Annotated in this window: 22 protein-coding genes and 1 pseudogene; 9 read left to right on the top strand and 14 right to left on the bottom strand. The window is 60.6% G+C overall.

What is annotated here, in order from left to right; genetic code table 11:
* Positions 1 to 2 precede the first annotated feature (2 nt).
* From H8F22_RS16975 to H8F22_RS16965, 3 genes are read right to left on the bottom strand one after another with little or no spacing between them, the layout of a single operon-like run.
* Positions 3 to 2,714 (bottom strand): putative virulence factor, encoded by a 2,712-nt coding sequence (locus H8F22_RS16975; protein ID WP_059181963.1) that lies wholly within the window; start codon positions 2,712 to 2,714, stop codon positions 3 to 5.
* Complete coding sequence (locus H8F22_RS16970; RefSeq protein ID WP_059181964.1) at positions 2,711 to 5,776, bottom strand: virulence factor SrfB; 3,066 nt, start codon at positions 5,774 to 5,776, stop codon at positions 2,711 to 2,713. The genes H8F22_RS16975 and H8F22_RS16970 overlap by 4 nt, the downstream gene beginning before the upstream one ends.
* 17 nt (positions 5,777 to 5,793) lie before the next feature.
* Positions 5,794 to 7,179, bottom strand: a complete 1,386-nt coding sequence (locus H8F22_RS16965) for an SrfA family protein (RefSeq protein WP_059181965.1) — start codon at positions 7,177 to 7,179, stop codon at positions 5,794 to 5,796.
* A 267-nt stretch (positions 7,180 to 7,446) separates the two neighbouring features.
* Here H8F22_RS16965 and H8F22_RS16960 point away from each other — a divergent pair, with 267 nt between their 5' ends.
* Complete coding sequence (locus H8F22_RS16960; protein ID WP_027926387.1) at positions 7,447 to 8,661, top strand: aldose 1-epimerase family protein; 1,215 nt, start codon at positions 7,447 to 7,449, stop codon at positions 8,659 to 8,661.
* A 6-nt stretch (positions 8,662 to 8,667) separates the two neighbouring features.
* Here H8F22_RS16960 and H8F22_RS16955 read toward each other — a convergent pair whose 3' ends face one another.
* Positions 8,668 to 10,161, bottom strand: coding sequence for a YifB family Mg chelatase-like AAA ATPase (locus tag H8F22_RS16955; RefSeq protein ID WP_059181966.1), 1,494 nt, complete (start codon positions 10,159 to 10,161; stop codon positions 8,668 to 8,670).
* Positions 10,162 to 10,447: 286 nt separating this feature from the next.
* Here H8F22_RS16955 and H8F22_RS16950 point away from each other — a divergent pair, with 286 nt between their 5' ends.
* Positions 10,448 to 10,726 (top strand): HigA family addiction module antitoxin, encoded by a 279-nt coding sequence (locus H8F22_RS16950; RefSeq protein ID WP_032833699.1) that lies wholly within the window; start codon positions 10,448 to 10,450, stop codon positions 10,724 to 10,726.
* Here H8F22_RS16950 and H8F22_RS16945 read toward each other — a convergent pair.
* Positions 10,723 to 11,251 (bottom strand): annotated as a pseudogene (locus tag H8F22_RS16945) (BRO-N domain-containing protein). The gene H8F22_RS16950 and the pseudogene H8F22_RS16945 overlap by 4 nt on opposite strands.
* A gap of 413 nt (positions 11,252 to 11,664) precedes the next feature.
* Positions 11,665 to 11,925, bottom strand: coding sequence for an accessory factor UbiK family protein (locus H8F22_RS16940; RefSeq protein WP_007942366.1), 261 nt, complete (start codon positions 11,923 to 11,925; stop codon positions 11,665 to 11,667).
* Between the two features lie 420 nt (positions 11,926 to 12,345).
* Here H8F22_RS16940 and glnK point away from each other — a divergent pair, with 420 nt between their 5' ends.
* From glnK to sutA, 4 genes are all read left to right on the top strand, one after another.
* Positions 12,346 to 12,684 carry a P-II family nitrogen regulator gene (glnK, locus tag H8F22_RS16935; protein ID WP_002555808.1) on the top strand — a complete coding sequence of 113 codons (339 nt, stop codon included), beginning with the start codon at positions 12,346 to 12,348 and terminating at the stop codon, positions 12,682 to 12,684.
* Between the two features lie 37 nt (positions 12,685 to 12,721).
* Positions 12,722 to 14,059, top strand: coding sequence for an ammonium transporter (locus tag H8F22_RS16930; protein WP_027926392.1), 1,338 nt, complete (start codon positions 12,722 to 12,724; stop codon positions 14,057 to 14,059).
* A 213-nt stretch (positions 14,060 to 14,272) separates the two neighbouring features.
* On the top strand, positions 14,273 to 14,698 hold the full coding sequence (locus H8F22_RS16925) for a secondary thiamine-phosphate synthase enzyme YjbQ (RefSeq protein WP_008030499.1): 426 nt from the start codon (positions 14,273 to 14,275) through the stop codon (positions 14,696 to 14,698).
* A 103-nt stretch (positions 14,699 to 14,801) separates the two neighbouring features.
* On the top strand, positions 14,802 to 15,125 hold the full coding sequence (gene sutA / locus H8F22_RS16920; protein WP_008050867.1) for a transcriptional regulator SutA: 324 nt from the start codon (positions 14,802 to 14,804) through the stop codon (positions 15,123 to 15,125).
* Between the two features lie 195 nt (positions 15,126 to 15,320).
* Here sutA and H8F22_RS16915 read toward each other — a convergent pair whose 3' ends face one another.
* From H8F22_RS16915 to lptM, 6 genes are read right to left on the bottom strand one after another with little or no spacing between them, the layout of a single operon-like run.
* The gene (locus tag H8F22_RS16915) at positions 15,321 to 16,031 is read right to left on the bottom strand and encodes an HAD family hydrolase (protein WP_194940474.1); all 711 of its coding nucleotides are present in this window, start codon (positions 16,029 to 16,031) and stop codon (positions 15,321 to 15,323) included.
* On the bottom strand, positions 16,028 to 16,927 hold the full coding sequence (xerC, locus tag H8F22_RS16910) for a tyrosine recombinase XerC (protein WP_008040629.1): 900 nt from the start codon (positions 16,925 to 16,927) through the stop codon (positions 16,028 to 16,030). Before xerC ends, H8F22_RS16915 begins: the two co-directional genes overlap by 4 nt.
* 2 nt (positions 16,928 to 16,929) lie before the next feature.
* Entirely contained in the window at positions 16,930 to 17,655 is a 726-nt protein-coding gene (locus H8F22_RS16905; protein WP_027926404.1) for a DUF484 family protein, read from the bottom strand.
* Between the two features lie 13 nt (positions 17,656 to 17,668).
* Positions 17,669 to 18,499: a diaminopimelate epimerase gene (gene dapF, locus H8F22_RS16900; protein ID WP_059181968.1), complete on the bottom strand. Its 831-nt coding sequence runs from the start codon at positions 18,497 to 18,499 to the stop codon at positions 17,669 to 17,671.
* Positions 18,500 to 18,503: 4 nt separating this feature from the next.
* Positions 18,504 to 19,751, bottom strand: coding sequence for a diaminopimelate decarboxylase (gene lysA, locus H8F22_RS16895; RefSeq protein ID WP_027926406.1), 1,248 nt, complete (start codon positions 19,749 to 19,751; stop codon positions 18,504 to 18,506).
* A 9-nt stretch (positions 19,752 to 19,760) separates the two neighbouring features.
* On the bottom strand, positions 19,761 to 19,937 hold the full coding sequence (lptM, locus tag H8F22_RS16890; protein ID WP_032833701.1) for an LPS translocon maturation chaperone LptM: 177 nt from the start codon (positions 19,935 to 19,937) through the stop codon (positions 19,761 to 19,763).
* Positions 19,938 to 20,251: 314 nt separating this feature from the next.
* Between lptM and cyaY the strand changes: the two genes are divergently transcribed.
* The 3 genes from cyaY (at position 20,252) to rnk (ending at position 21,477) form a co-directional block, all read left to right on the top strand.
* A complete protein-coding gene (gene cyaY / locus H8F22_RS16885) occupies positions 20,252 to 20,584 on the top strand; it encodes an iron donor protein CyaY (protein WP_027926407.1) in 333 nt (110 codons plus the stop codon).
* A gap of 4 nt (positions 20,585 to 20,588) precedes the next feature.
* Positions 20,589 to 20,807, top strand: coding sequence for a DUF1289 domain-containing protein (locus tag H8F22_RS16880; RefSeq protein WP_027926408.1), 219 nt, complete (start codon positions 20,589 to 20,591; stop codon positions 20,805 to 20,807).
* A 259-nt stretch (positions 20,808 to 21,066) separates the two neighbouring features.
* Positions 21,067 to 21,477, top strand: a complete 411-nt coding sequence (gene rnk / locus H8F22_RS16875; RefSeq protein WP_027926409.1) for a nucleoside diphosphate kinase regulator — start codon at positions 21,067 to 21,069, stop codon at positions 21,475 to 21,477.
* A 6-nt stretch (positions 21,478 to 21,483) separates the two neighbouring features.
* Here the strand turns inward: rnk and H8F22_RS16870 are convergent, their stop codons facing one another.
* The gene (locus H8F22_RS16870) at positions 21,484 to 24,327 is read right to left on the bottom strand and encodes a class I adenylate cyclase (RefSeq protein ID WP_194940473.1); all 2,844 of its coding nucleotides are present in this window, start codon (positions 24,325 to 24,327) and stop codon (positions 21,484 to 21,486) included.
* 192 nt (positions 24,328 to 24,519) lie between these two features.
* Positions 24,520 to 24,765 (bottom strand): TIGR02647 family protein, encoded by a 246-nt coding sequence (locus H8F22_RS16865; protein ID WP_027926411.1) that lies wholly within the window; start codon positions 24,763 to 24,765, stop codon positions 24,520 to 24,522.
* Positions 24,766 to 24,968 lie beyond the last annotated feature (203 nt).

Raw genomic sequence — 24,968 nt, 5'->3', positions numbered from 1 at the left:
ACTTATCTCGCTGTGAAGGCTGTGAGCACTTTGCCCAGCCGTTCGTTCTGTTCAGGGGTGATTTCACGTCCGGCACCATGGCCGGCATTGTCCTGCGTGATGTAGGCCAGGCCCGAGAGCCAGTCGCCGAGGTAGCGCTGCGCCTGGTTCGCCGGTTGTGCCGGCAGCACGGGCACTTGTCCCGGGCCAACGTCGGTGTAGAACGAGAACAGCGGCGCCTTGGCCCCGGCGCGGCTGTTCGGACGCTCGCTCACCGGCTTCTGCAGGTAGCCGAACCAGGACACGAAATCGCGCAGCACACGTTGCACTTCGAATACCTGGCGTTCGACCAGTTGATCGCGTCGCGCGCCACTTTGTGCACGCTTGAGGACGGCGCGACTCAGTTGCCCCGGCAAGTCCTGGCGATAGCCGGCGGTGATCAGTTCGTCGACCACCGCTTCGAGCAAGGCCTTTTCCAGGCCGAGCAGATTGAGCAGGCTTTGGCGGGTGGTCAGCTCGCGCAGGTGCGCGATCCAGGCCTTGAACGCCGCTTTGGCGAATCGGTGCTCGTTGCTTTGCAGCTCGGGCGCGGGGGTACCGTTTTTGCTGCTGACCGGTGCGACAAGGCTCGTGTCGTCACCGAAATCGAAATCGAAACCGGCGTCGTTGCCGTACAGGCTCTGGCTCGGCGTCGGGGCGGCCGGCTCGTCGTTCGCGGCTGGCTCGTCATCGGTTTCATACACGCCGCTGAGGTACAGGTCGCGCACTTCTTCGCTCGGCATGTCGAGTTGATCGATCAGCTCGCCGAGCACGGCCGGGCGCCGACCCAGACCAGTCAGAATCATCTGCGCCTGGGCTTTCTTCGCGGCGGCGGCACCATCGCCATCGGCGTGGTACCAGGTGCTCAAGCCGTGAGTGGTCAGGCCTTCGAGGCATTCGCTCAATTGTTCGCGGATGCGCTGCAATTTGAATTCGATGTTGGCCACGCCGGTGAAGCTGCTGCTGAAGTGACTGATACCACCGTCATCGTTGCGCAGCATTTCCGCCCAGGCATTGACCGGATTTTTGATGTGTTTGCACACCAGGGCGTTGCTGGCGAAGCTGCTGCCCAGTGCGTCAACACGCTCCTGATAGATGGCATTGAGGCCGGTTTCCGCACCGCTCGCGTCTTGCTCGATGAACGCCGCGTCCATGCGCGGTTTGCGCACCAGGAAGGTGTTCTGGAACGGCGTGCCGGCCCAGTCGCTCATCCAGCTCAGGCTGCCGAAGCGCTCCAGCATGGTCAGCTTGACCATGCCGTTCCAGCTCTCGTCGTACTGATCTGGCGTCAGGCTCAGGGAGTTGGTGATGCGCAGGTCGAGCATGGTCAGCGCCCAGATCAGACCGGTGTCGCGTTTGCTGCGAGCGGCGGAGTCGGCGCCCTGGGTTTTTTCGATCCAGCGGGTCAGCACCGGGCCCACGTCGTTGACGTCGCTCTGCTTGGTCGAACCGGTGCAGACCACTAGCGCGTTCATTTCCTGGTTGTCGGTGTAGCGCTCGAACAGGTAGGCGACCTTGCCCCGCAGGATCAGCTGCGAAACGGAGTTGTCCTTGGTGGCGGATTGCGGATCGTTGGAGTCGGCGATCTCGTGCAGTTTCTTGCGCCCGCGATAACCGGGGAAATCCAGCAGGTCGACTTGATTGACGATGTCATCCAGCGGCGCTTCGATCAGGCGGAAGGTCATTTCGGCCGTCAGTGCCGCCAGTTGCGCGACCGGGATGCCCTGACTGTTTTGCAGGCGACCGCCAATCAGGGGGCGAACCTCGATCGGCAAGTCCCGTGGGCTCCCGAAGCGTTCGAGGATGTCGACGTTCATGATGCTGTCGCGCTGGCTGTAGGTGTCGTTTTCGAAACTCACCAACGCTTTCAGCGGTGCGAACACGGTTTCGGGCAGGCCCAGCGCGTGCAGCGCACCGGCCAGTTGCTGGTACACCCGCGTCAGCTCGCTTTGCTCACCCCACAGGATCGAAAACAGCTCGGCCCGTTCCTGGAAATTCAGGCGTGGCGCCAACTGCAACGCTTTGGGCCAGTACAGGTGCTCAAGTTTTTTCACCGAGTTGCGGAAGTTGTCGCGCAGGTAATCCCACAGCGACACTAGATCGTCGGCGTTGACGCCCGTTTGCAGCGGCCCGGTTTCGCGGCCTTCGAACGGTTTGAGCACGCGCTGGATGCGCTCTTCGTCGATCTCGTAGGAAATGCGCTCAAGGTCGAAATCCTTGAACCAGGAGTTGGCGAGAATCTTCGCCAGCTCGATTTCCTTGAACAGCGTGAGCTGTACCGGAAAGTCATTGTCCTGGCTTTCCGTCGCGCGACGGCTGAAGCGTGTCACCAGACCGGTGGCTTCCTTGCCGCCACCGACCGGGTTGATGTGCTTGATGAAGTCCAGGCGCTGGCCACCGAAATCGGTTTCCAGTTTGCCATTCTGACCTGCCGCGAGGGCCGAAATCAGGTAGGACTTGCCGGCCTGGGACAAGCCGAAAAAGCCAATGGTCATCGGCGTGCAGGCCACGCGGCCGAGGCTGTGAGCCAGGTTGCGGGCACGGTGCAGGCGGATGTTCAGGTTATCGGCTTCGCTGTCCAGGCGCGGCGCGTTGCCGCGCGTCTGGGCAATCCAGTCCAGCGCCTGACCGGCACCTTCATAAACAGCGGCCCAACTGGCAGAGAGCTGAGTTTGATCGGGGGTCAGGTCATTCATTTGCGTTTCACACTTCCACTGTCGAGCCAGTACTTGGTCTCGCGCAGGCCGGCGTCGAGCATGGTGTTGAGTTCCAGCTCGAGGTCGCTGCGCGGGTTGAAGTTGACGTTGTTACTGTTGGATTCGATGTCGCGAACCGAAAGGCGGTCGCTGACCAGATCCTGCTTGCGCGTGTACTTGTCGGCCGCCTTGACCTCGAAGCGCACCTTGAGCAGCGGCGCGCTGCCGTTTTCTCCAATCGCCCGGGAGAACTTTTCCCGGCCGGCCTTGGTGAACCGCAGGATGTACAGCGGCGAAGCCGCCCAGCGATCAGCGGCCAACTGGCGGAAACCGAGACGCAGGTCGCCGCGCATTTCCAGCTGCGGCGTGTCGGCGTCATCGCCCGTTCCGATTTCCGGCAACTTGATTTTGTAGTCTTCGGACTGGATGTCGCGGTACAGCACGTCGGCATCCTTGATCACGTTGTTCAGGTCGATGACGCCGATGTGCTTGACCGTCGAATACGGTTTGAGCGCCGAAGAGCGGAAGTAGAAGTTCGGCACGCTGTGGTTGGCGCACAACAGGCACAACATTGCGCCCACCGAAGCGGTGCTTTTCGGGTCGTCAATGCGGCCGTTCTTGTGGAACGGGTACCAGCCGCCGGTGCGATAGTTTTGCAGCGCCAGAATGCGCCCGGGTGGCAGCGGCAGCACCTTGCGAATGAACGCCTGGATGCCGGGCAGACGCGAAGGGCGGCCAGTCAGCAGCAGAACATCGCACGGATAGTGCGCGACCACTTCACAGAGTGCGCCGAGGATCTTGGTGATGTTGATCTGATCGTTGAGAAACGCGGCGTGGAGCTTTTGCAGGTCGAAGCCGATCAGCGATTCGTACAGGTCGAAACCGCTCTGGCCCCCGACATCGCGGCGCACGGCGGCGTTGACGTAGTCGAGCACGGTCTGGCTGATCGCGTTGTCACCGAGCAATTGGCGATAGCTTTGCGGGGTGACTTCTTGAGGGACCTGCGGATCGTAGTGCTCGTACGCCTTGAGCAGCGCCAGGCCCAGTGGGACGAACACCTGCAGGTTCAATTGCTGGCGCAGGATCATGTCCTGAGCGCTGACCGACTCGTCGCCACACAGACGCGACATCAGTGAATCCGGGGCTTTCACGCCCGCGTTCTGCAAGGCTTTTTCGAAGCTCGGCAGAATGAAGTCTTGAATCACGTCCAGCAGGATGTCGTCACCGGCCACTTTGAAGCCATCGCGAAAACGCTGTTCGGGCACGATGTGCACGTTGCTGCCGCTGCCGGTGTTGCCGGCGCGGTCGAGGCGGTAGTCGGTGATCACCAGGTCGGTGGTGCCGCCGCCGATGTCGATGGTCGCCAGGGTGATGCGTTCGCGGTCGGTTTTGTCGGGCCGGGCGATGGTGTCGAAAAACTCTTCCGGGTGACCGGCGAAGTTTTCGTTGACCTCGGTGTACAGGTACACCAACTGTCCGCAGGAGGCTTCGTCCCATTCCACGCGAATGCTCGGGATCGGCGTGCGCGGGCTGACAGCCTGATCCAAATGCGGGTCTTCCTCGCCGGCATGCCAGCCGAGGCTTTTCCACACCAGGCCGATGGCTTGCAGCATGCGTTCGTTGAGGATGCTGCGCTCGGCCTGGGGCATGCCCGGCGGCACGGTCAGGGTGATGCTGTTGAGCTGGCGCGGCACGCGGGTGTGACCCTGGCGCGAGCGCTGGGCCGGGCTGTTGATTTGCGACAGCGCCTGGGCCAGCACTTCGGCGAGCATGAAGGTCATCAGCGAGCTGCGCGAATAACGCGGCATGAACACTGGCAGACGATCATCTTCTTCAAGGCTGTACAGCGCCTCGCCGGTTTCGTTGATCAAGTGCGAGAACGGCGCGGCGGTGGCGTACGGCTCGCTGTCGGTCTTGATGTACGAGCAGTTGAAACGCCAGCCGTGGCCGTAGGCATTTTCGTCCCACAGGTAGCGTTTCGGGCTGGACAGGCCGGTAGAGCCTTCGGTGCCGCGACGACGGCTGGCCAGACGGCTGGCCTCATTGCCGACGCGGGCAATCGTCGCCCACTGGAACGCATCGTGCCGGCCGCTCTTGACCGAGCAGTGGTCCTTGCCGAAGTACGCCTGAGCGAATTCCACGCGGCTTTCGAACGGTAGGTTGTAGGTGTGTTCCGGGGTGATCAGGTCGCGCAGTTCCAGCACGTAGTTCTGCTTCAGCCCGGAGCCGGCCTGACCGTGGTTCTCGATCAGGATGCCGCAGGTGCGCGAGTTGCCGACGTCCAGCACCAGGTCCACCGGAATCGGTTTGACCAGGCCATTGCTGTCGTTGGCGACCACTTTCAGCTCGGGGATTTCAACTTTCGCACGGGCCGTCGATTGCTGGGCGGCGGACGGTGCGCCCAACAGGCTGAGCAAATTGAGGTAGTGCGCCAGGTGATAGTTGGCGCGGATATCGGTGTCCAGCTCCGCGCGCGAACGGTGGGCATTGCCTTCGTTGAAGACTTCCAGCAGCCACTCGTTGACCCACGGCTGCGCCAGGAACCAGCGGGTTTCGCTGGCCTTGGTTGCCAGTTTGAAGGACACACCGGAGCTGATGTCCTCTTCATTTGGCGCCAGGTAAGCGGTGCCGTCACGCTTGGGCATGACGCGGCTGTCGAACGCCATCGTCAGACGGTGGGTGTTGCCGTCAATGTCGGGTGTCGCCAGTTTCACCAGGCGCATGCGCGACCAGTTGGTCGGACCTTCATCGAAGCGATGAGGCGGCATGAAACGGAAAAACGGAGTCGGCAGCCAGACACCGTCGAGCAATTCGAGGCTGCTTTTCATGTCGACGCTGAACGCAGGCTTGGCTTTCTCGATCTTTTCCGGTTCGGGCTCGTAGAAAAAGAAGTCTTTCTCTTCGTTGTACGCCAGGCGGCAGATCAACCCGCTGATCATCGGCGCGAATTCGCCCGCCGGTTCCTTGCGGGGATCCAGGCGCAGGGCGAAATCCATGAACTGGATGCCGGTGTCGCTGACCAGCGTGACGGTGTCTTCGAATTGGGTGACTTCAGGCAACATGTCGGGTTATTCCGTTTTTATTCGGCCACGTGCCGCATGGACATGGGGAATTGATCTTTTCCGTAACCGCCGGTGCAGTCCGCGACCGTGGTCGCCCCTTTGCGGCAGTTGACCTTGGGCATGTCGTACGTGCTGCCGTCAGCGCACACGGCCTGACCCTGGCTGTCGATGGCCAGGCTGCCTCCCTTCATGGTAGCGCTCACTGGCCCGCTGCACTTGGTGCCGTCGGCCTGATGCACGGTAACTTCGCCCTTGCCGTCCTTGAGCTGGTACTCCAGACGCAGCGGTTTGCCGGTCCGGCGATCCTGAATACCCGCCCCGGCACGGTACTGACCGTCGAGGAACTTGGCGGCACCGTCAGCGGCGTCTGGCGGAATGCTCAGGGGAGGGCCGGGTTTTGCGGCAGCGGCGGGTTTTTCGCCCTCGGGGGAGGTGATATCCGGCGGCGCGGTTTTGTTTTCGGGTGGTGTGGTTGGCGATTCGGCGGCCGGGTCTGCTGCCGGGTCTTTGGCGGGGTCTTGGGTCACGCCGGCGGGCGCTGTGTCAGCCTCGCTACCTTCGACCGCGGGCGCTTCTACTCCATGAGTACCGGTCACGGCGGTGCCAGTTCCTGTGGTGGAGCCCACGACAGCGCCATTCACCGGAACGCCATTCAGCGTCGTGACATTGCCAGTCACTTGCGGCTCTTCCAGTTGTTTTTCCACCGGCACGATGCCCTCAGGCAACAGATCTACCGCCACCGACGGAATCGGCACGCAACCGCGCAGGCCGAGCAGCAACCACAAAAGCAGCAGCAGGAGCGGCAGCAGCAACAGCCACCACCAGCGACGCCACCATGGACGAGCAACCACCGGTACGACGGGCGCAACAACAGGCGCGGGTTCGACCTCAGGTGGAAGCGTGAACGCGGGCGGAACCTGATAGAGGCAGTGCAGGGGATCGCGAGTGCCGTTACCGGCATGCTCGAAACCCCAAAAGGTCAGCACCGGTTTGCCTTGCACCAGGTAGACGAAATTCTCGTCGGGGAAATGAATGACGCGCTTGAGCAGCTTGCCGAACACGGCTTTGTCGCCTTGCTGCGGTTCGCCGGAATCAGTCACCAGGAAACGCTGGCTCAGTTCCTCGAGCGCGGTTTTCAGCGCTTCAAGTTGGCGGCGGGCAGGGGCGCGTTCTTCTTCGGTCGCACTGCTCCACGGGATCACATCACCGTCGAGGCCGCTGTACCAGTCGATCTGGTTACCGAGCTCATCGCTTTGGGGGATGGCCAGATGATCGACCAACTCAGGATTTTTGCGGCGAATGGCTTCGCGCAATTGCAAGGCAGCCCGGTAGACCGGCTGACCTGTTTCACCCAGGGCAATGAATGACCCGCTCTTACCGCTGCGTAATAATGCCCCGCGCATTCAAACTCCCTATGTTCCGTTGCGCAAAAATGACAGACAAAAGCGTCTGCGCTTGCTCCTGCAATTAGCTGGCGACCTTAATGTCATAATGATGTCGCCGTCAATTAGCGGAGGTCCAAAACCGTATGAGACTAGCGTAAGTGCGCAGAGGTTGCATGAGGTCAATTTGAATTGACGTGGGAAGGTTTGGTGGTGTGCTTTTTTAAGCTTGCTGAAACGATTCATCAGCGCTATAAAAAACCCACAACTCCAAGAAAGGCTTTCCCCATGACCCCGCTCAAATTCGCTGTCGCACTCGGCGCGCTCACCGCTGCCTCTCACGCCCTGGCCTGGGATTACGTATTGCTCGACAGCGACAAGGCTCCCCAGAATTGGCAGATCACCAGCCAACAACTCGGACTGAAAACCGACCGACCTTTTTCCGTGACCCTTCGCACCTTGCACGGCGGTCGGCAAGAGGGCGTCAGCATCGTCGACATCGATAACGGCACGATGAAACTCTCGGTGGTACCGACCCGCGGGATGAACGTCTTGCAGGCGTCGGTTGGTACTGTGCGCATGGGTTGGGATTCGCCGGTCAAGGATGTGGTCAATCCGTCCTTCATCGAACTCAACGGCCGCGGCGGCCTGGGCTGGCTCGAAGGCTTCAACGAACTGGTTGCCCGCTGCGGCTACGAATGGGTCGGCCATCCCGGCATGGACAACGGCGAACTGCTGACCCTCCATGGCCGCGCCGCCAACATCCCGGCCAGCAAAGTCACCCTGCACATCGATGAGAAACCGCCTTACGCCATCAGCCTGCGTGGCGAGCTTAAAGAACAGGCGTTCAAGAAAGTCGACTTCTCGGTGATGACCGAACTGGTCACAGAGCCCGGTAGCGTCACGTTTGCCCTCAACGACACCCTGACCAACAACGGGGATTATCCGAAGGAATACCAGGCGCTGTACCACAGCAACTTCAGCACGCCGTTCCTGGAGCAGGGCGCGCGGTTTGTGGCACCGGTGAAACAGGTGTCGCCATTCAACGACAAGGCCAAAGGGGATTTGCCGGATTGGCAGACTTACCGTGCGCCGACCAAGGACTACGACGAGACGGTTTACAACGTCGTGCCCTACGGCGACGCCAAGGGCGATACGCTGACCGTGCTGCATAACAAGGCCGGGAGCCTTGGGGTGTCGGTTGGGTTTAATACTCAGCAGTTGCCAGTGTTTTCGCTGTGGAAAAACACCGATACGCAAGGGCAGGGGTATGTCACCGGATTGGAGCCAGGGACGAGTTTTTCCTACAACCGTCGGTACCAGCGGCCGCTTGGTTTGGTGCCGATGATTGGGGTTAAAGAGCAGAAGCAGTTTCAGATTCATTACAGCCTGTTGGCAGATAAAGGGGCTGTGGATAAGGCGCTGAAGCGGGTGAGCGAGATTCAGGGTGGGCGGGAGACTGAGGTGCGGCAGGTGCCGTTGGTTGATCTGACCAAGGAATGACTTTCGTCAGTTTGTGCTTGGCCGATACTGCAATGCCTCCGCCAGATGTTCGCGGGTGATGCCATCGACCTGTTCAAGGTCTGCCAAAGTGCGTGCGACTTTGAGCAGTCGATGGGCTGACCTGAGTGACAAGGTCAAACGCTCGCAAGCAGTTTCCAGCCACGCCTCGTCGGTTGTGGATAACTTGCAGTGTCGACGCAGCCCTGGCAAATCAAGGAATGCGTTGGCACAGCCTTGGCGTTTGTTTTGAAGCTCCCGGGCGTCGGCGACCAGTACCGCAGCAGTGGCGGTGTCATCACCGGGTTTGAGCGCAGGATTCAGAGCCGTGGCTTCTCGGGCGACAGTCAGGTGCAGGTCGATCCGATCCAGCAGAGGCCCCGACAATTTGTTGCGATAACGCTGGACCATGTCCGGTGTACAACTGCATTTGCCGCTGGGTTCGCCAAGATATCCACAGGGACACGGGTTCATCGCGGCCACCAGTTGAAAGCGCGCCGGAAACCTCACGCGATCCTTGGCGCGGGAAATCACGATGTGCCCGGACTCCAGCGGTTCCCTTAAAACCTCCAACACCTTGCGATCGAATTCCGGAAGTTCGTCGAGGAACAGCACGCCATGATGGGCGAGGGTGATCTCGCCGGGTTGCGGCTTCGAGCCACCGCCAACCAATGCCGGCCCCGAGGCGGAGTGATGGGGCTGGCGGAATGGTCTTTGCGGCCAGTGGCTCAAGGGCACGCAACTGGTGACGGATTGAATGGCAGCGACTTCCAGCGCCTCGTTTTCGGCTAACGGGGGAAGCAGCCCCGGTAACCGACTCGCCAACAACGTTTTCCCGGTCCCCGGCGGTCCGCTAAAGAGCAGGTTATGAGCCCCAGCCGCCGCAATCAGCAATGCGCGCTTGGCCGAGATTTGCCCCTGCACTTCATTCAAGTCCGGATAGGGTTTGCTGGCGTAGAGCAAGCCATTGGAAACGTAGGGCTCGACCGGCGTATGTCCGTTGAAGTGAGCAACGGCTTCCAGCAGATGGTCCACGGCAAACACCTTCAACCCCGAGGCCAGGCACGCTTCCTCGGCGTTCGCCCGTGGCACCATCAACGAGCGTCCGGCCTTGCGTGCAGCCAGTGCAGCCGGCAACACGCCTCTCACGGCACGTACCGCGCCGGACAACGCCAGCTCTCCCAGGCATTCAATGTCATCCAGCGTCAACGTCGGCACCTGCACGCTGGCGGACAGAATCCCCAAGGCAATCGCCAGATCGAATCGGCCGCCGTCCTTTGGTAAGTCCGCAGGCGCGAGATTCAGCGTGATGCGCCGCGCCGGGAATTGCAGACCGGAGTTGATGATCGCGCTGCGTACCCGATCCTTGCTTTCCTTTACCGCCGCTTCGGGTAATCCGACCATCGTCAATGACGGCAGACCGTTGGCCAGATGGACTTCTACGGTAACGGCGGGCGCATCGACACCAATCTGGGCGCGGCTGTGAACGATGGAGAGGGACATGGTCGTTCCTTGAGCTTTACGGGAACCGCTTCCTGCGGTTTTTTGAAGGGTAGTCGGGGGCGTGTGATGGCGCAGGTGCCAAATCTTCGCAGGATGTTGCGAGTGTCTTTCTGATGGGGGAAGCGTAAGGGAGTGGGGATTTACGACGTAATCAGTCGCGGGATGAGGTTGTTGTAGGACGTTGCCTGGATTGATGAAGGACGGCGGCGAAAGGGTGTGAGCGATCTTGTCTGGCTGGCAGGGCTGCTTATGATCGTCAATTGATCGCTGCCTTCGGAGAGGAAAAATGAACAGTAATGGAATGCGGCCGATTCATCCCGGTGAAATCCTCAAAGAGGAGTTTCTTGAGCCGTTAGGCATTTCAGAATCAGCGTTCGCCCATTCGTTGGACGAATGTTTGGAAACGGTAAACGAAATCGTCATGTACCAGCGTTGTGTCAGTGCCGATCTAGCGGGCAAGGTATCTCATTGCCTGAACACCACGCCCGAGTTCTGGCTGAACCTGCAAGCGACTTACGATTTGCGGGAAGCCGAAATCGAACGTGGTAGGGCTTCAAATACTTAAAGCGATTGCAACATCCGCGAAGCACGCTTCCACCACGATGCATTGATCGAGCGCTGCGGCCGTTCATGGCCCGGCAAGCATCTGCGGAACATCCTGCAACCGAATCCACGGCTGGTTATTCCAGTGCAGCAAACTCAGCGACATCTCCGGCCAGTTCAACAGACTCAGAATCGGGCGTTCGCTTGTTGCCGGATGTTGGGCGTCTCTGAGGGCTGGCACTACGTCGTGGGTCAGCCATTCGCGCAGGCCTCGGTATTCGGGGCAGTAGTGGTAGACGAGCAGGGCGTAGACGCCAGATTCGCTGATTAGCAGGGTGTTTTCGAGGGTGCCGTGGATGAGAACTCGCGCGGATTGATGTTGATCAGGATCGAGTTTGCGGACGGCGCGTTCGTCGAGGAAGAGGCGCAAGAGACGGCCTAGATCACGGGCGCTAAACCAGGCTTGGTTTTCCAACAGCAGGGCGTGGAGATAGAGTTTGTGGCGGATGAAGATGTGTGGGGACAGATAAGCGTCATCGCTATTCATTGATACAGCTCCTTTTGCTAATGGGGCTGCCGGCAATCGTCGCCAAACGATTGGGGTGGCAGCTGTACGCGGGTTGGCGAACCGGAGCAAAAGGAACCCGGCAGACCCGAAGGTCTCCCACGCACAGCCGCCATGACTCGAGAGATGGTCGTCGTGCACCTTAAGCTTCCAGGTCGCCAAACCCAGTGCTGAATATTCAGCTGGGGATGAGCTTAGGAACCTGGGCTTCGCGGCGCTATCGGACGGCGGTGGTGATCTTTGTAGGACGTTGCCGAGATTGTGGCGGGGCGGAAGATCAAAAGATCGCAGCCTACGGCAGCTCCTACAGGGGGCGGTCTATCCAGTGTGGGAGGGCTGGTAGACCGAGGTGACGCTATTCGCGGGCGAGCCCGCTCCCACAGGGATTTTCAGTGTTACTCGGCAGGTGGATTCAGCTTCGCTTCCAGCTCCGCCACCTTGGCTTCAAGACTCTCCAGCCGTGCCCGGGTGCGTGCGAGCACGACCATCTGGCTATCGAACTCTTCCCGGCTCACCAGATCCAGCTTGCTGAAGCCACTCTGCAACAAAGCCTTGAACTGGCTTTCGATTTCGCTTTTCGGCAGCGGGGTGTCGCCGCTGAAGAGGCGTGAGGCGGTGCCGGTCAGGGCGTCGAGGAAGTCTTTGGGTGCGAGCATGGCAAATGTCCTGTCAACAATGGCGGGCAGTGTATCACGCAGTGTCTATAGTCAATTTCGGCGGGTCGTCGACGCACGCTTTTCGCGCATGCGGACGGACGGCAGCGCACTGTTGTTGTGCGTTAGTTCGCGGGTAATGGAGGGCGCCGGCTCGTGGTATTGGCCAAGGGATTGAATTCAGTGGGTTTTGGCGAGATGGCAAGCTTTCTGCTTAGTGACTATCAACCCATGCACTGATGCAGTCGCTGTGACGAATGCAGTGCGCCAGGCGAAACGGGGGAAGTGTTTCGTACGGGGTGGTTAGCTGGGGTCGGACGGGCATTCAAGGCCGACGATGCGTTACAAAGCCAGGCACTGCGCTTAGACTTGAGTCGGGTTTGTTTTCCTGGGGCAAGTCCACCAATTCGGGAGAGAGTTTTCATGAAGCTAGTCACTGCCATCATCAAGCCGTTCAAACTGGACGACGTGCGCGAGTCGCTGTCCGAGATCGGCGTGCAGGGCATTACCGTTACTGAAGTCAAAGGCTTCGGTCGGCAGAAGGGTCACACCGAGCTATATCGCGGCGCGGAATACGTGGTCGATTTTCTGCCCAAGGTGAAGATCGATGTCGCCATTGACGACAAGGATCTGGACCGGGTTATCGAGGCGATAACCAAGGCAGCCAACACCGGCAAGATCGGTGACGGCAAGATCTTCGTGGTCAATCTGGAACAGGCGATTCGCATCCGTACCGGCGAAACCGATACCGACGCGATTTAAACGCCGCCACAAACCCAACGCCCCAGGAGAAAACAATATGACTCTGCGTAAATTCGCAGGGCTAGGAGCCCTGTTGTCCCTCGTAATGCCCGGCCTGGCCTTGGCGGCAGACGAAGTGGCGGCCCCAGTCCTCAACTCTGGCGACACCGCCTGGATGATGACCTCGACAGCCCTCGTGCTGTTCATGACCATTCCCGGCCTCGCGCTGTTCTACGGCGGCATGGTTCGGTCCAAAAACATTCTTTCCGTGATGATGCAGTGCTTCGCCATTACCGGCCTGATCAGCGTCCTGTGGGTCATTTATGGCTACAGCATCGCGTTCGACACCACCGGCATGGAACAGGGCGTCATCAATTTCAACTCGTTCTTCGGGAGCCTGAACAAGGCCTTCCTCGCCGGCATCACGCCAGCCAGCCTGACGGGTCCTGCGGCGCTGTTCCCTGAGGCGGTGTTCGTTACCTTCCAGATGACCTTCGCCATCATCACTCCTGCGCTGATCGTCGGTGCCTTCGCCGAGCGGATGAAGTTCTCCGCCATGCTGATCTTCATGGGCGTGTGGTTCACCCTGGTTTACGCACCGATTGCGCACATGGTCTGGTCCGGTAACGGCGGCCTGTTGTGGGACTGGGGCGTACTCGACTTCGCCGGCGGCACCGTGGTGCACATCAACGCCGGTGTGGCCGGTCTGATTGCCTGCCTGGTACTGGGCAAGCGCAAAGGCTTCCCGACCACTCCGATGGCCCCGCACAACCTCGGTTACACCTTGATGGGCGCCGCGATGTTGTGGGTCGGCTGGTTCGGCTTCAACGCCGGTTCCGCTGCGGCGGCCAACGGTACCGCCGGCATGGCGATGCTGGTAACGCAGATCGCAACCGCCGCGGCCGCACTGGGCTGGATGTTCGCCGAGTGGATGACTCACGGCAAACCGAGTGCACTGGGTATTGCTTCGGGTGTGGTCGCCGGTCTGGTCGCCATTACGCCAGCCGCTGGCACGGTGGGCCCGATGGGCGCGCTGGTGATCGGCCTGGCAGCGGGCGTGGTGTGCTTCTTCTGCGCCACCACCCTGAAACGCAAACTCGGTTATGACGATTCCCTGGACGCCTTCGGTGTGCACGGTATCGGCGGTATCCTCGGCGCGATCCTGACCGGTGTGTTCGCTGCACCGTCGCTGGGTGGCTTCGGCACCGTCACCGACATCGCCGCACAAGTCTGGATCCAGTGCAAAGGCGTGGGCTTCACGGTGATCTACACCGCGATCGTCACCTTCATCATTCTCAAGGTCCTGGACGCTGTCATGGGCCTGCGTATCACGGAAGAAGAAGAGGCTGTCGGCATCGACCTGGCACTCCATAACGAACGCGGCTACAACTTGTAAGACGCGCATAAAAAACTTGCCCGGCTTGCCGGGCATTTTTTTGTCTGGCGTTTGTCAGTGAAGGACCTGCTGAAAGGTTTTTTCGTACACGTTCAGGGGCGTTTGCGACGGGCGTTTTTCTGCAGGCAATGGCTTACATGATTGAAGGAATATTAGGGCCTTTGTTTTTTCCCAGAGCGCGCTAGAATGCGCCCCGAACGTGCGGAGAACTGTATGTGGCAACAGACTCTGATTACCCTGCGGGCACGGCCCCGGGGCTTTCATCTGGTAACGGACGAGTTACTCGCCGGCTTGCCTGAACTCAAGGCGTGTCGGGTCGGTCTGTTGCATTTGTGGCTACAGCATACCTCGGCGTCGTTGACCATCAACGAGAACGCCGATCCGGCGGTACGTCGCGACTTCGAACGATTTTTCAATCGTCTGATCCCACAAGGAACAGACGGCTATGAGCATAACGACGAAGGCCTGGACGACCTCCCGGCGCACTTCAAGGCCAGCGTGCTTGGCTGTCAGCTCAGTTTGCCGATCTCGGCAGGCCGACTGGCGCTGGGGACCTGGCAAGGTGTTTATCTGGGCGAGCACCGTGATTTTGGCGGTGCCCGTAAAGTCCTCGCCACCGTGCACGGTGAAGAGGCATGAACCGCTGGTCACCAGCGGTTATTGAATTTTTCCGGCAACTGTCGACAGACGGTAAAGCTGGGCTATAACTAATCTGCTTTTCGCAAGAGTCATGAGGTAGAACATGAGCGACGATGATCTGGAAAACGACGACCTCGAAGTAGGCGACGACGACGAAACCGAAGAAGGTCTGGAAGCAGCGGCCGAAGACGTCGCTGAAGACGACGGTGGCGACGCGCCCGTTCCGACCGCCAAAGGCAAAGCCAAGGCAGCGGTATCGGTCGATGAGCTGCCGAGTGTCGAAGCCAAGAACAAGGAACGCGATGCTCTCGCGCGGGCCATGGAAGAGTTTTTGGCCAAGGGCGGCAAGGTGCAGGAAGTGGAGGCCAACGTGGTCGCCGATCCTCCCAAGAAGCCTGATAACAAGTACGGCAGCCGGCCTATCTAAGCGTCTGCCCTTGCTTGCTGAAAAAGCCCGCCGTCGCTGCGGGCTTTTTCATGGGCGGTGCAAAACGCTTGAGCTCGACACGATCCCCTGTAGAAGTGAGCCTGCTCGCGATTGCGGTGTGTCAGGCAACATAAATGCTGAATGTCACACCGCAATCGCGAGCGGGCTCACTTCTACAAGGGAAAATCGGTGGTTTCAGGATGGGTGTCGGGAATTCCACAGGGCCAGCAACGCCGGCAATTCGGTCAAACTGCGAATCTCGGCATCCGGAGCCTTCGGCGCTTCCCACGCTTTACCTTGCGGGTTAAACCAGATCGCCCGCAGCCCTGCCTGCTGCGCACCGGCAATGTCATCGCCTGGATGATCGCCAATGTGCACAGCCGTTTCAGGTGTTGCCCCGCCACGTTGCAACGCTTCATGAAACAAGCGCGCATCCGGTTTGGCGATGCCGATGTCTTCGGCGCACAAGGCAAACTTGAAGTAGTCCGCCAGCCCTAACCGACGCACATCGGCGTTGCCATTGGTGACCACGCCGAGGGCGTAGTGTTTGGCCAGGGTTTCCAGGGTCGGCTCGACTTCCGGGAACACCTCGATCTGATGCCGCGCATGCAAAAACACTTCAAAGCTTTGGTCGGCGAGATCGTTTGCCTGGTGATCGTCGTAACCGGCTTCTTCCAGGGCGTGGAACAACACTCGACGACGCAACGCGCTGATGCGGTGCTTGAGCCCCGGTTCACTACTGAGGATCCGCTCACGAATCGCCCACAAATGCTCTACCGGTACGCCCCCAAGGTTCGGCGCATGCTCGGTCAGCCATTCACGCAGTACGGCCTCGGCGCTGATGATCACCGGGGCGGTGTCCCAGAGGGTGTCGTCGAGGTCGAAGGTGATCAATTGGATGGTCATGAGTCATCGCCTTTAATGCGTTTGGCCCGTGGATGGGCGCTGTCGTAAACCGTGGCCAGGTGCTGGAAATCCAGGTGGGTGTAGATCTGGGTGGTCTTGATGTCCGAGTGGCCGAGCAGTTCCTGCACCGCGCGCAAGTCCTGCGAGGACTCGAGCAAGTGGCTGGCAAAGGAGTGCCGCAGCATGTGCGGGTGCAGGTTTTGCCCCAGCTCCCGCTCGCCGGCCGCCTTGACTCGCACCTGAATCGCTCGTGGCCCGAGGCGTCGGCCTTGCTGGCTGACGAATACGGCGTCGTCGGCCGGGTTGGTCATCGCGCGCAGGGGCAACCACAGCTCCAGCGCTTCGCGCGCTTTCTTGCCGACCGGCAACAGACGGGTTTTGCTACCCTTGCCCAGCACTTGAACCATGCCGTCGGCCAGATCCAGCTGATCCAGATTGAGCCCGGTCAGCTCTGAAAGACGTAATCCCGAGGAATAGAACAACTCCAGAATCGCCTGATCCCGCCGCGCCAGGAAATCATCCTCCACCGCGCCCTCCAGCAGTTGCAGCGCGCGGTCGGTGTCGAGGGTTTTCGGCAGGCGGCGTTCGCCTTTGGGCGGCGCCAGGCCATTGGCCGGGTCGTGGTCGCACAGGCCTTCGCGATTCAGATAGTGATAGAGCCCGCGAACCGCTGATAACAGTCTCGCGAGGCTGCGGGACGATTGGCCCTGTGAATGCAGGCGGGCGATCAGGCTGCGCAGGCGCTGGATGTCCAGTGCAGCCCAGCTGCCGATGTTCTGTTTGACGCAGAAGCCCAGCACCTTATCGAGGTCGCGACGGTAGGCGTACAGCGTATGAGGCGACACCTGCCGCTCACTGCGCAGGTGTTCGCAGTAAGCGTCCAGTTGCCGTTCCATGCTCAGCGGACCGAGCGCAGGGAGCTGTTGACCCGTGGCAGCACGCGGCCCATGACTTCGGCGATGTAGCTCAGGAACAGGGTGCCGACCGAGCTTTTGTAGTGTTGCGGATCACGGCTGGCGATGGCCAGGATGCCGTGAATGCCTTGATGGCTGATCGCGACGACGGCGGTGGAGCCGATTTGCTTGCGCTGTTCTTCGCCGAACAGGAAGTCCAGTTCGTGTTCGCGCAGGCTGCCGCTGACGCTTTTATCTTCCGAGAGCAAGCCGCCGATGGTCGTTTGCGCCTCGGCGTGAGTCACCCAGCGGCCCACCGGCATCGGGTTGTCGCCCAGCAGGATCAGGCTGACAAAAGGCACCTGGAAATCCTGGCGCAAGCTGTCTTCGACGCTGATCACCACGTCTTCCAGGCTGGTGGCGTCCATCAGCGCGAGAATCAGGCGGCGGGTCTTGTCAAAGAGACGGTCGTTGTCGCGGGCCACGTCCATCAAGTGCGACAGGCGATGCCGCAGCTCGATGTTGCGGTCGCGCAGGATGGTCATCTGGCGTTCGACCAGCGAAATGGTGTCGCCGCGACGGTGCGGAATGCGCATGGCCGGGAGCAGTTCTTCGTGCTCGATGAAGAAATCCGGATGAGCCTCCAGGTACGCGGCAATCGCCGCCGCCTCAAGGCTTTCGGAAGGGGATTCGTCGGGCTGCAGGGCGGGAACCTGGGGCTTGTCGGTCATGGATTTCGCTCACTCAAAGACGCACTTGTCCTTCGTATACGCGGACTGCCGGGCCGGTCATCATGACCGGTTGGCCAGGGCCTGCCCACTCAATGGACAAGCGCCCGCCAGGCAGGTCGATCAATAGCGGCGAATCCATCCACCCCTGGCTGATCGCGGCCACTGCAGCTGCGCAGGCACCGGTGCCGCAGGCCTGGGTTTCCCCGGCGCCACGTTCCCAGACGCGCAACTGCGCTCGGTTCCGGTCGATGACCTGGAGAAAACCGACATTGACCCGCGCCGGGAAGCGCGGGTGGTGTTCGATTTTCGGCCCCAGTTCATGCACCGGTGCGTTATTGATGTCGCTGACCCGCAGCACGGCATGGGGGTTGCCCATGGACACGGCGGCCAGTTCGACGGTCGTACCCTCGACATCGAGCTTATAACTCAAGGCCTGTTCTGACGCGTCGAATGGAATCTCGGTCGGTACCAGGCGCGGTGCGCCCATGTTGACACCAATCTGGCCGTCGCTGCGGATATCCAGTTCGATGATGCCGCTTTTGGTCTCGACGCGAATCTGCCGTTTTGCGGTCAGGCGCTTGTCGAGCACGAAGCGGGCGAAACAACGCGCACCGTTGCCGCACTGTTCCACTTCGGAGCCGTCGGAGTTGAAGATCCGATAACGGAAATCCACGTCCGGATTGCTCGGCGCCTCGACGATCAGCAACTGGTCGAAACCGATGCCGGTGTGCCGATCGCCCCATTGTTTGGCGTGCTTGGGCAGAATGTGCGCGTGCTGGCTGACCAGGTCGAGGACCATGAAGTCATTGCCCAGGCCGTGCATCTTGGTAAAACGCAGCAGCATGGGGTTACTCCGGCAGCAGGCTTTCGCCAGCAAACAACTCGGCTACCGTCTCACGGCGACGCACTTCAATTGCCTGATCACCGTCCACCAACACTTCAGCGGCGCGGCCGCGGGTGTTGTAGTTGGAACTCATGACAAACCCGTAGGCGCCAGCCGAATGCACGGCCAGCAGGTCGCCTTCTTCCAGGGCCAGCTGACGATCCTTGGCCAGGAAGTCGCCGGTTTCGCAGATCGGGCCGACGATGTCGTAGGCACGCGCCGCGGTGTCACGCGGGCGCACGGCGGTGACGTCCATCCAGGCCTGATACAGCGCCGGGCGGATCAAGTCGTTCATGGCCGCATCGACGATGGCGAAGTCTTTATGTTCGGTGTGCTTGAGGTACTCGACCTGGGTCAGCAGCACGCCGGCGTTGGCCACGATGAAGCGGCCCGGTTCGAATACCAGTGCCAGGTCACGCCCGTCGAGACGCTCGCGCACAGCCTTGATGTAGTCGCCAGCCAACGGTGGCTCTTCGTCGCGGTAACGCACGCCCAAACCACCACCGAGATCGATGTGGCGCAGGTAGATGCCGCAATCGCCGAGGCGGTCGACCAGGCCCAGCAGGCGGTCGAGGGCATCGATGAAGGGTGGCAGGGTGGTCAGCTGCGAACCGATGTGGCAATCGACGCCGACAATTTCCAGGTTTTGCAGTTGCGCGGCGCGGATGTACACGTCTTCGGCGTCGGCAATGGCGATGCCGAACTTGTTCTCTTTGAGACCGGTGGAAATGTACGGGTGCGTGCCCGCATCAACGTCCGGGTTCACACGCAGCGAGATCGGTGCGCGAACCCCCAGCTCGGCGGCGACCACTTGCAGGCGTTCCAGCTCATCGGTGGATTCGACGTTGAAGCAATGCACGCCGACTTCGAGGGCGCGACGCATGTCGTCACGGGTCTTGCCGACACCGGAGAACACGATCTTGTCAGCGCTGCCGCCAGCGGCCAGCACACGTTCCAGCTCGCCACGGGAGACGATGTCAAAACCGGCGCCCAGACGCGCCAGGACATTCAGTACACCCAGGTTGGAGTTGGCCTTGACGGCAAAGCAGACCAGGTGCGGCATACCGGCCAGTGCATCGGCGTATGCCAGGTATTGGGCTTCGATGTGCGCGCGGGAGTAGACGTAGGTCGGTGTGCCGAAACGTTCGGCGATGGCCGACAGGGCCACACCTTCGGCAAACAGCTCCCCGCCACGGTAGTTAAAAGCGTCCATGGCGTTCCCTTATTGGTAGACGTCGTGCTTGTGTGCTTTGGAGACAGGCTGTTTTTGCGAGGACTTGGCCTGTTCGACAGGGTCCTGGTCTTCGTCTGGCAGATACAGCGGGCCTTTTTGACCACAGGCCGACACAAGGCAGGCAACCGCGACGAGCGCAGCAAGGGAAGAGATCAGGCGCTTCATGGCGAAATCCTTGAAAATGCGTTAATTGCGCCGGAGTATACCGGCCACCCGTCAGCTTGCCTATGCGACGGGGCTCCCGTCCGGCGGGGCTTGGCACGATGCCGGTCAGCCGGGCGCAATCCCTGTGGGAGCGAGCCGGCTCGCGAAGGCGTAGTGTCAGTCAACATTGATGTTGAATATGATGGGCCCTTCTCGAGCAGGCTCGGTCCAACAGGTTTAGTGATCACCTTGGGTCGTTATCCTTTGCAATCACCGGGGCTCGCCCGTATCTTGCGGCGCTTGAGCGTGAACAGACACTTTTTGAGGTTGCCGCAATGAGTTTGACCGAAGCCCGTTTCCACGATCTGGTCGATGCCACCCAGCAGACGCTGGAGGATATTTTTGACGAGTGTGACCTGGATATCGATCTGGAGAGTTCGGCCGGTGTGCTCACCGTCAAGTTCGAAAACGGCAGCCAGTTGATCTTCAGTCGTCAGGAGCCGCTGCGTCAGCTGTGGCTGGCGGCGGTCTCCGGTGGTTTCCACTTTGACTACGACGAAGAGAGCGAGCGCTGGATGTGCGACAAGAGCGAAGAGCAGTTGGGCGAAATGCTCGAGCGCATCGTCAAGCTGCAAGCGGACGTCGAACTCGATTTCGAAGGTCTGTGAGATTGTGACCGAGCCTGCCGTCGTTCGCCCACCGAAGCCGCTCTACAGCAATGTCAGCCCGGCGGTCCCTTCGCCGTGCAGTGGTGTGTGCCGGCTGGATGAACAAAAGGTGTGCCTGGGGTGTTTTCGCCATGTCGAAGACATCCGCGAATGGCGTTCGGCCGACGATGATCGCCGCCGGGTTATCTGCGCCCAGGCGCACCAGCGCAAAACTTCCGCCTGACCCAAAACCTGTGAGCCTGCTCGCGATTGCGGTCTAGCATTCAGCTTTGATGTTGTCTGACACGCCGCTATCGCGAGCAGGGTCTCCTTTGGCTCAGCTCGAAATACCCATATCGGGGCTTGGTCGCCCCTCACTTGTATATTTATTGAGCTGTGATAGTGTCCAGAAACGCCTCAACCCATCGAGGCTCGTGAAAACCCCGCCTTTTTCTGGCGGGGTTTTGCTTTTTCTGTGCAGAAGAAAGGAGTCTGCCTTAATCATGACCGCACCTTCCATCACCCTTACTCGTCTGGACGTGCAACGTCTGGAGCGCCTGATCGACAGCCTGGATGACACGCTGCCGGGCGTTATTGCGCTGCAAACCGAGCTGGACCGCGCCGATACGCTGGTCGGTCACGAAGACGTGCCTGCCGATGTCGTAACGATGAATTCCCGTGTGCATTGCCGTGAAGAAGGCAGCGGCAAGGACTATCACCTGACGCTGGTTTACCCAAAAGACGCCAATGCCGACGAAGGCAAGATTTCCATTCTGGCGCCCGTCGGCAGTGCACTGCTCGGTCTCAAGGTTGGTCAACACATCGACTGGCCGGCACCCGGCGGCAAGACCCTCAAGCTGACGTTGCTGGAAGTCGAATCACAGCCGGCCAATGGCGGCGACTTCCCGGAGTAACGCTCCTCAGACCTGTTCGAGCGCCTCGTTCAACGAGCGCTCCAGGTCAGCCTTGTAACGCAGATACAGATTGCTTGAACTCTGACCGTCACCGAGCAGGCCCGAGAGGTCGAGGTCGGTGATGTAACAGCGATAGCGCTCGGTCTCGCGGCGTTGCTCGACGATCTCTTGCGCGACCACGCTGAACAGTTGGTCGCCATGTTCCAGCTCTGAAAACTCTCGCTGATTGCAATACAGCGTCACCTGTACCTCGCCCGGCGCGGCTTTGCCGATGATGGCCTGCACGTCGTAGAACGGTTTGTTGACTGGCGTTTGCGGCGCTGGCCGCGTTTCTACCCGGCGCGCGCGCCCGGAGCCGGACGGCAGCAGTTGGTAGTACAACGTGTCCAGGGTCAACGGCTGCGCGGCATCCATCGGCAACAAGGCATCGCGCCGGTACTGGATCGATTGCAGGAAGCGTTGCAACGGCACCAACAGGCTTTGTTCGTCGTGATAGGGCAGGCGTTGTTGCCACAGCGCATTGAGCTCATCCAGCACGTAGAGATCAGCCTGATCCTCATTGATTCTGTAGAACACCTGAATGCACTCGGGCTGGCCCATCGGCAGGATCAGCGCGAGGTCGTGGTCTTCCAGCGCCATCGGGTCCAGGTGCAGCGGGCTGTAGCCTGTCAGTTCCTCACCCAGGTAATCAATCAGCGCCGGCAAGGTGGCGATGGCGACGTGGTTGACCTGGCCCGGCACCAGTTCCAGCACGTGATAGTGCTGCTGGACCTGGATCAGGTAACGGTGATTGAGGTTGCTTAACAGCAGGTTCTGCGCGGAGTCGATCACCTCTTCTACCCGGCGGGCAATGAATTGCGCACGGTTATGGCAGAAGCACCGAACCCGCAGCTTGGGCTGCTGTGGCCCGCTCGGCAGGTTGTTGAGGTAGGCGCGCAGGCAGTCGAGCAGGGCATGAGGGCCGTCGTAGCGGCTGACCAGCACTTCGTTCCAGCTGTTGAGCGTGACCTGGTCCAGCGTCAGCACCAGGTTCTCGCGAACCCCGGCATAGCTCAGCGAGTCGGTGCGCTCGGTGGTCATCAGGATGTTTAAATCGCGATGGTGCTTGAGCGGGTCGACGCCAACGTTCACGAGGATCAGCACCTCGCTCGGTACGCTGGCGCGCAGCAAGGGTTCTTCCGCGACGGTGGTCAGGGGCAGGGCAATGCTCTGTTGCAGGCTGCCGAGCAGGTTGAACAGTTCGAACTCGCTCAGGTCGCTGGTGCCGGGGTGCAGGGCCAGCCGCGTGCTGCTGTCGATCACGCCATTACGGTGGCACCAGGTCAGGAGTTCCAGCAATTGGCGGCTGCGCTTGATCGGCGCGAAATGTTCCCACTCGTGGGCTGCCAGGCTGCCGTTGTACAAGCCCCACTGGGTTTGCCCCGGTTCCTTCTTGTTGGGTGCCTGCACCAGCGTCAGCGTGTCTTCGGCCAGGTCCGGGGCGATGCCCGGGTTGATGAATTCGACCTTGTCAGCCTTGCGCTCGAAGGCCGCGTACAACCGGCGACCCAACACGTTGAGGTCGCGCTTGTTGATCAGGCTGACGGTGTCTTCGGTGCGGGCGAACTGGGTCAGGAAGCGGTAGCTGTAGTTCAACTCGTTGACCAAGGCGCGACGTTCAGCGCTGACCTGGCGGACTTTCCACTGGCTGCGGCTATCGAGCAGCGCCAGTTGCCGCTGATCCCAGCCCCATTCCTGGGCCAGTCGCTCAAGCAATGAACGCTGCCAGCTCTGGGTGCGGGTGTTGCCGGTCAGTTTGCGATTGACCTTCAGGTACAGCGCGCGGCGCACCAATTCCAGCCGTTCCGGCTCGCCCCGGGCCTTGAGGTATTCCTCGATGCGCCGGTAGACCACGATGTACGGGTCCAACTCGTCGAGGTCCAGTTGATTGGCGAAAACGGCTTGCTTGAAGCGCAGGCTCAGGCAATGAACCTTGGGGGGCTCGCTGGCGTAGACCTCGGTCAGCAGCAGCTTGAGTACGGACTTGTAGGGCGACTCGATGCCCTTGAACAATTGCCAGAGCCCGGCGCCGATGAATTCCCCCGGCGGTATGAATGCCAGATGCCCCAGGTCCAGGCTTTCGTCGGCACGGATGAAGCGTTTGGACAGCAGCGTGTGGGTGTAGCGGTCGTAGGCGGACTCTTCATAGACTGGCACCAGCCACCAGATCGGCGTGCGGCCGGCCAGCCAGATGGCGGTGCGGTAGAACTCGTCCAGCAGCAGGTAGTGCTGGGTGGTGCCGCAGTCTTCGGAGCTCAACTGGGTGTCGCGCTCACCGAGCACGAAGCGCGTCGGGTCGATCAGGAAGAAATGCGCCTCGGCGCCTTGGCTTGCGGCCCAGACCTCCAGCAGCTGGCACTTTTTACGCAGCTCCGCGAGCTCGCTTTCGCCGAGGTCCGGCGCGTGGCAGACCCAAACGTCCATGTCGCTTTGATCGGCTTGAGCCAGCGTACCCAGGCTGCCCATCAGGAACAGGCCGTGGATCGGTCGCGGCGGATTGCTGCCATGGCGCGGCTTGTAAGAGAACGAGCGGGTCAGGCGCTGGGCTTCAGCGAGGGCATTGGCGTCCGGCTCGAAGTTCGACAGCCCGGCCGGCGTAGCGCCGGAAACATACCCGGGCAATAACGGATGATTGACGTGGAAAAACAGCGGTAGCAGCGTCAGCACCGTTTGCTGGCGGGTCGACAACCCTTCCATGGCCCGGGCCATGCGGCCTTCATTGAGTTTTAGAAAGCGTGCGCGCAGTTGGCTGAGAACCTTGCGGTCGATTCCCTCGTCCAGATCGGGGCGGATTTCATGGGTGCGGGTCATGTCAGCTCAAACCGGCTCGCGAGGCTCGGACGTGGGGGCGGCGGATGAGGGGCAGTTTAGCGCCTCGGGCCCGCCACCTTTAAGCTGAATTTGTATTTTTGACGTCAGATTTTTATCGCGAGGCGACAGCAGGCCGCCGGGTTTGCCCGCGGAAATCCCGTGGCAGGGGTTTCCGTGGGCGAAGCGGTGATCTCAGGCAGTTTCTCGGACGTTCAGAATGGTCAGCAGCGTTTGCACGTTTTGCGCGGCGTCACGCCCCAGGCTGGTCAGGTAACCGCCATCGGGCTGGTCGATCAGTTCCTTTTCAAACAGGCGTTGGGCGGCGGCAATGGCTTTCGGGGCAGCGGTCTGATGAATTTTCAAACCTTCCTGGGAACTGTCCAGGTTGAAGAGTGCGAGGATTTCCAGTTCGGCAACCAACTCAGGGGTAAGCGACATAAGGACTCCAGACTTTCTAGGAATTGGACGACAGCGCCCCTAAGGTGAGCCCACTCGTGCGGCATGTCCAGTGCCTGCATCAGGGTTTTTTCACCTCGGGAAGCATTCCCCGGCGGCTGGTGCGGCAGCGGGGTGCGTACCAGTGTAGTCAGGGCATGGGGGAAGGCAGGATGGATGGGTGACAATTTGTGTAGGAGCGGATT

This window comes from Pseudomonas mucoides, assembly GCF_015461845.1.
Lineage (GTDB): Bacteria > Pseudomonadota > Gammaproteobacteria > Pseudomonadales > Pseudomonadaceae > Aquipseudomonas > Aquipseudomonas mucoides.
Note: the sequence above shows the minus strand (reverse complement) of the source record. Positions and strands in the feature narration are given on the sequence as shown.

Coding starts and splice junctions, on each gene's coding strand:
- H8F22_RS16970 (WP_059181964.1), bottom strand. CDS start 5,776: ATGTTGCCTGAAGTCACCCAATTCGAAGACACCGTCACGCTGGTCAGC.
- H8F22_RS16905 (WP_027926404.1), bottom strand. CDS start 17,655: ATGACCGACAAGCCCCAGGTTCCCGCCCTGCAGCCCGACGAATCCCCT.
- H8F22_RS16925 (WP_008030499.1), top strand. CDS start 14,273: ATGTGGCAACAGACTCTGATTACCCTGCGGGCACGGCCCCGGGGCTTT.
- H8F22_RS16865 (WP_027926411.1), bottom strand. CDS start 24,765: ATGTCGCTTACCCCTGAGTTGGTTGCCGAACTGGAAATCCTCGCACTC.
- H8F22_RS16930 (WP_027926392.1), top strand. CDS start 12,722: ATGACTCTGCGTAAATTCGCAGGGCTAGGAGCCCTGTTGTCCCTCGTA.
- H8F22_RS16915 (WP_194940474.1), bottom strand. CDS start 16,031: ATGACCATCCAATTGATCACCTTCGACCTCGACGACACCCTCTGGGAC.
- H8F22_RS16940 (WP_007942366.1), bottom strand. CDS start 11,925: ATGCTCGCACCCAAAGACTTCCTCGACGCCCTGACCGGCACCGCCTCA.
- cyaY (WP_027926407.1), top strand. CDS start 20,252: ATGAGTTTGACCGAAGCCCGTTTCCACGATCTGGTCGATGCCACCCAG.
- H8F22_RS16960 (WP_027926387.1), top strand. CDS start 7,447: ATGACCCCGCTCAAATTCGCTGTCGCACTCGGCGCGCTCACCGCTGCC.
- sutA (WP_008050867.1), top strand. CDS start 14,802: ATGAGCGACGATGATCTGGAAAACGACGACCTCGAAGTAGGCGACGAC.
- H8F22_RS16950 (WP_032833699.1), top strand. CDS start 10,448: ATGAACAGTAATGGAATGCGGCCGATTCATCCCGGTGAAATCCTCAAA.
- H8F22_RS16975 (WP_059181963.1), bottom strand. CDS start 2,714: ATGAATGACCTGACCCCCGATCAAACTCAGCTCTCTGCCAGTTGGGCC.
- xerC (WP_008040629.1), bottom strand. CDS start 16,927: ATGGAACGGCAACTGGACGCTTACTGCGAACACCTGCGCAGTGAGCGG.
- lysA (WP_027926406.1), bottom strand. CDS start 19,751: ATGGACGCTTTTAACTACCGTGGCGGGGAGCTGTTTGCCGAAGGTGTG.
- H8F22_RS16955 (WP_059181966.1), bottom strand. CDS start 10,161: ATGTCCCTCTCCATCGTTCACAGCCGCGCCCAGATTGGTGTCGATGCG.
- H8F22_RS16965 (WP_059181965.1), bottom strand. CDS start 7,179: ATGCGCGGGGCATTATTACGCAGCGGTAAGAGCGGGTCATTCATTGCC.
- H8F22_RS16870 (WP_194940473.1), bottom strand. CDS start 24,327: ATGACCCGCACCCATGAAATCCGCCCCGATCTGGACGAGGGAATCGAC.
- dapF (WP_059181968.1), bottom strand. CDS start 18,499: ATGCTGCTGCGTTTTACCAAGATGCACGGCCTGGGCAATGACTTCATG.
- glnK (WP_002555808.1), top strand. CDS start 12,346: ATGAAGCTAGTCACTGCCATCATCAAGCCGTTCAAACTGGACGACGTG.
- rnk (WP_027926409.1), top strand. CDS start 21,067: ATGACCGCACCTTCCATCACCCTTACTCGTCTGGACGTGCAACGTCTG.
- lptM (WP_032833701.1), bottom strand. CDS start 19,937: ATGAAGCGCCTGATCTCTTCCCTTGCTGCGCTCGTCGCGGTTGCCTGC.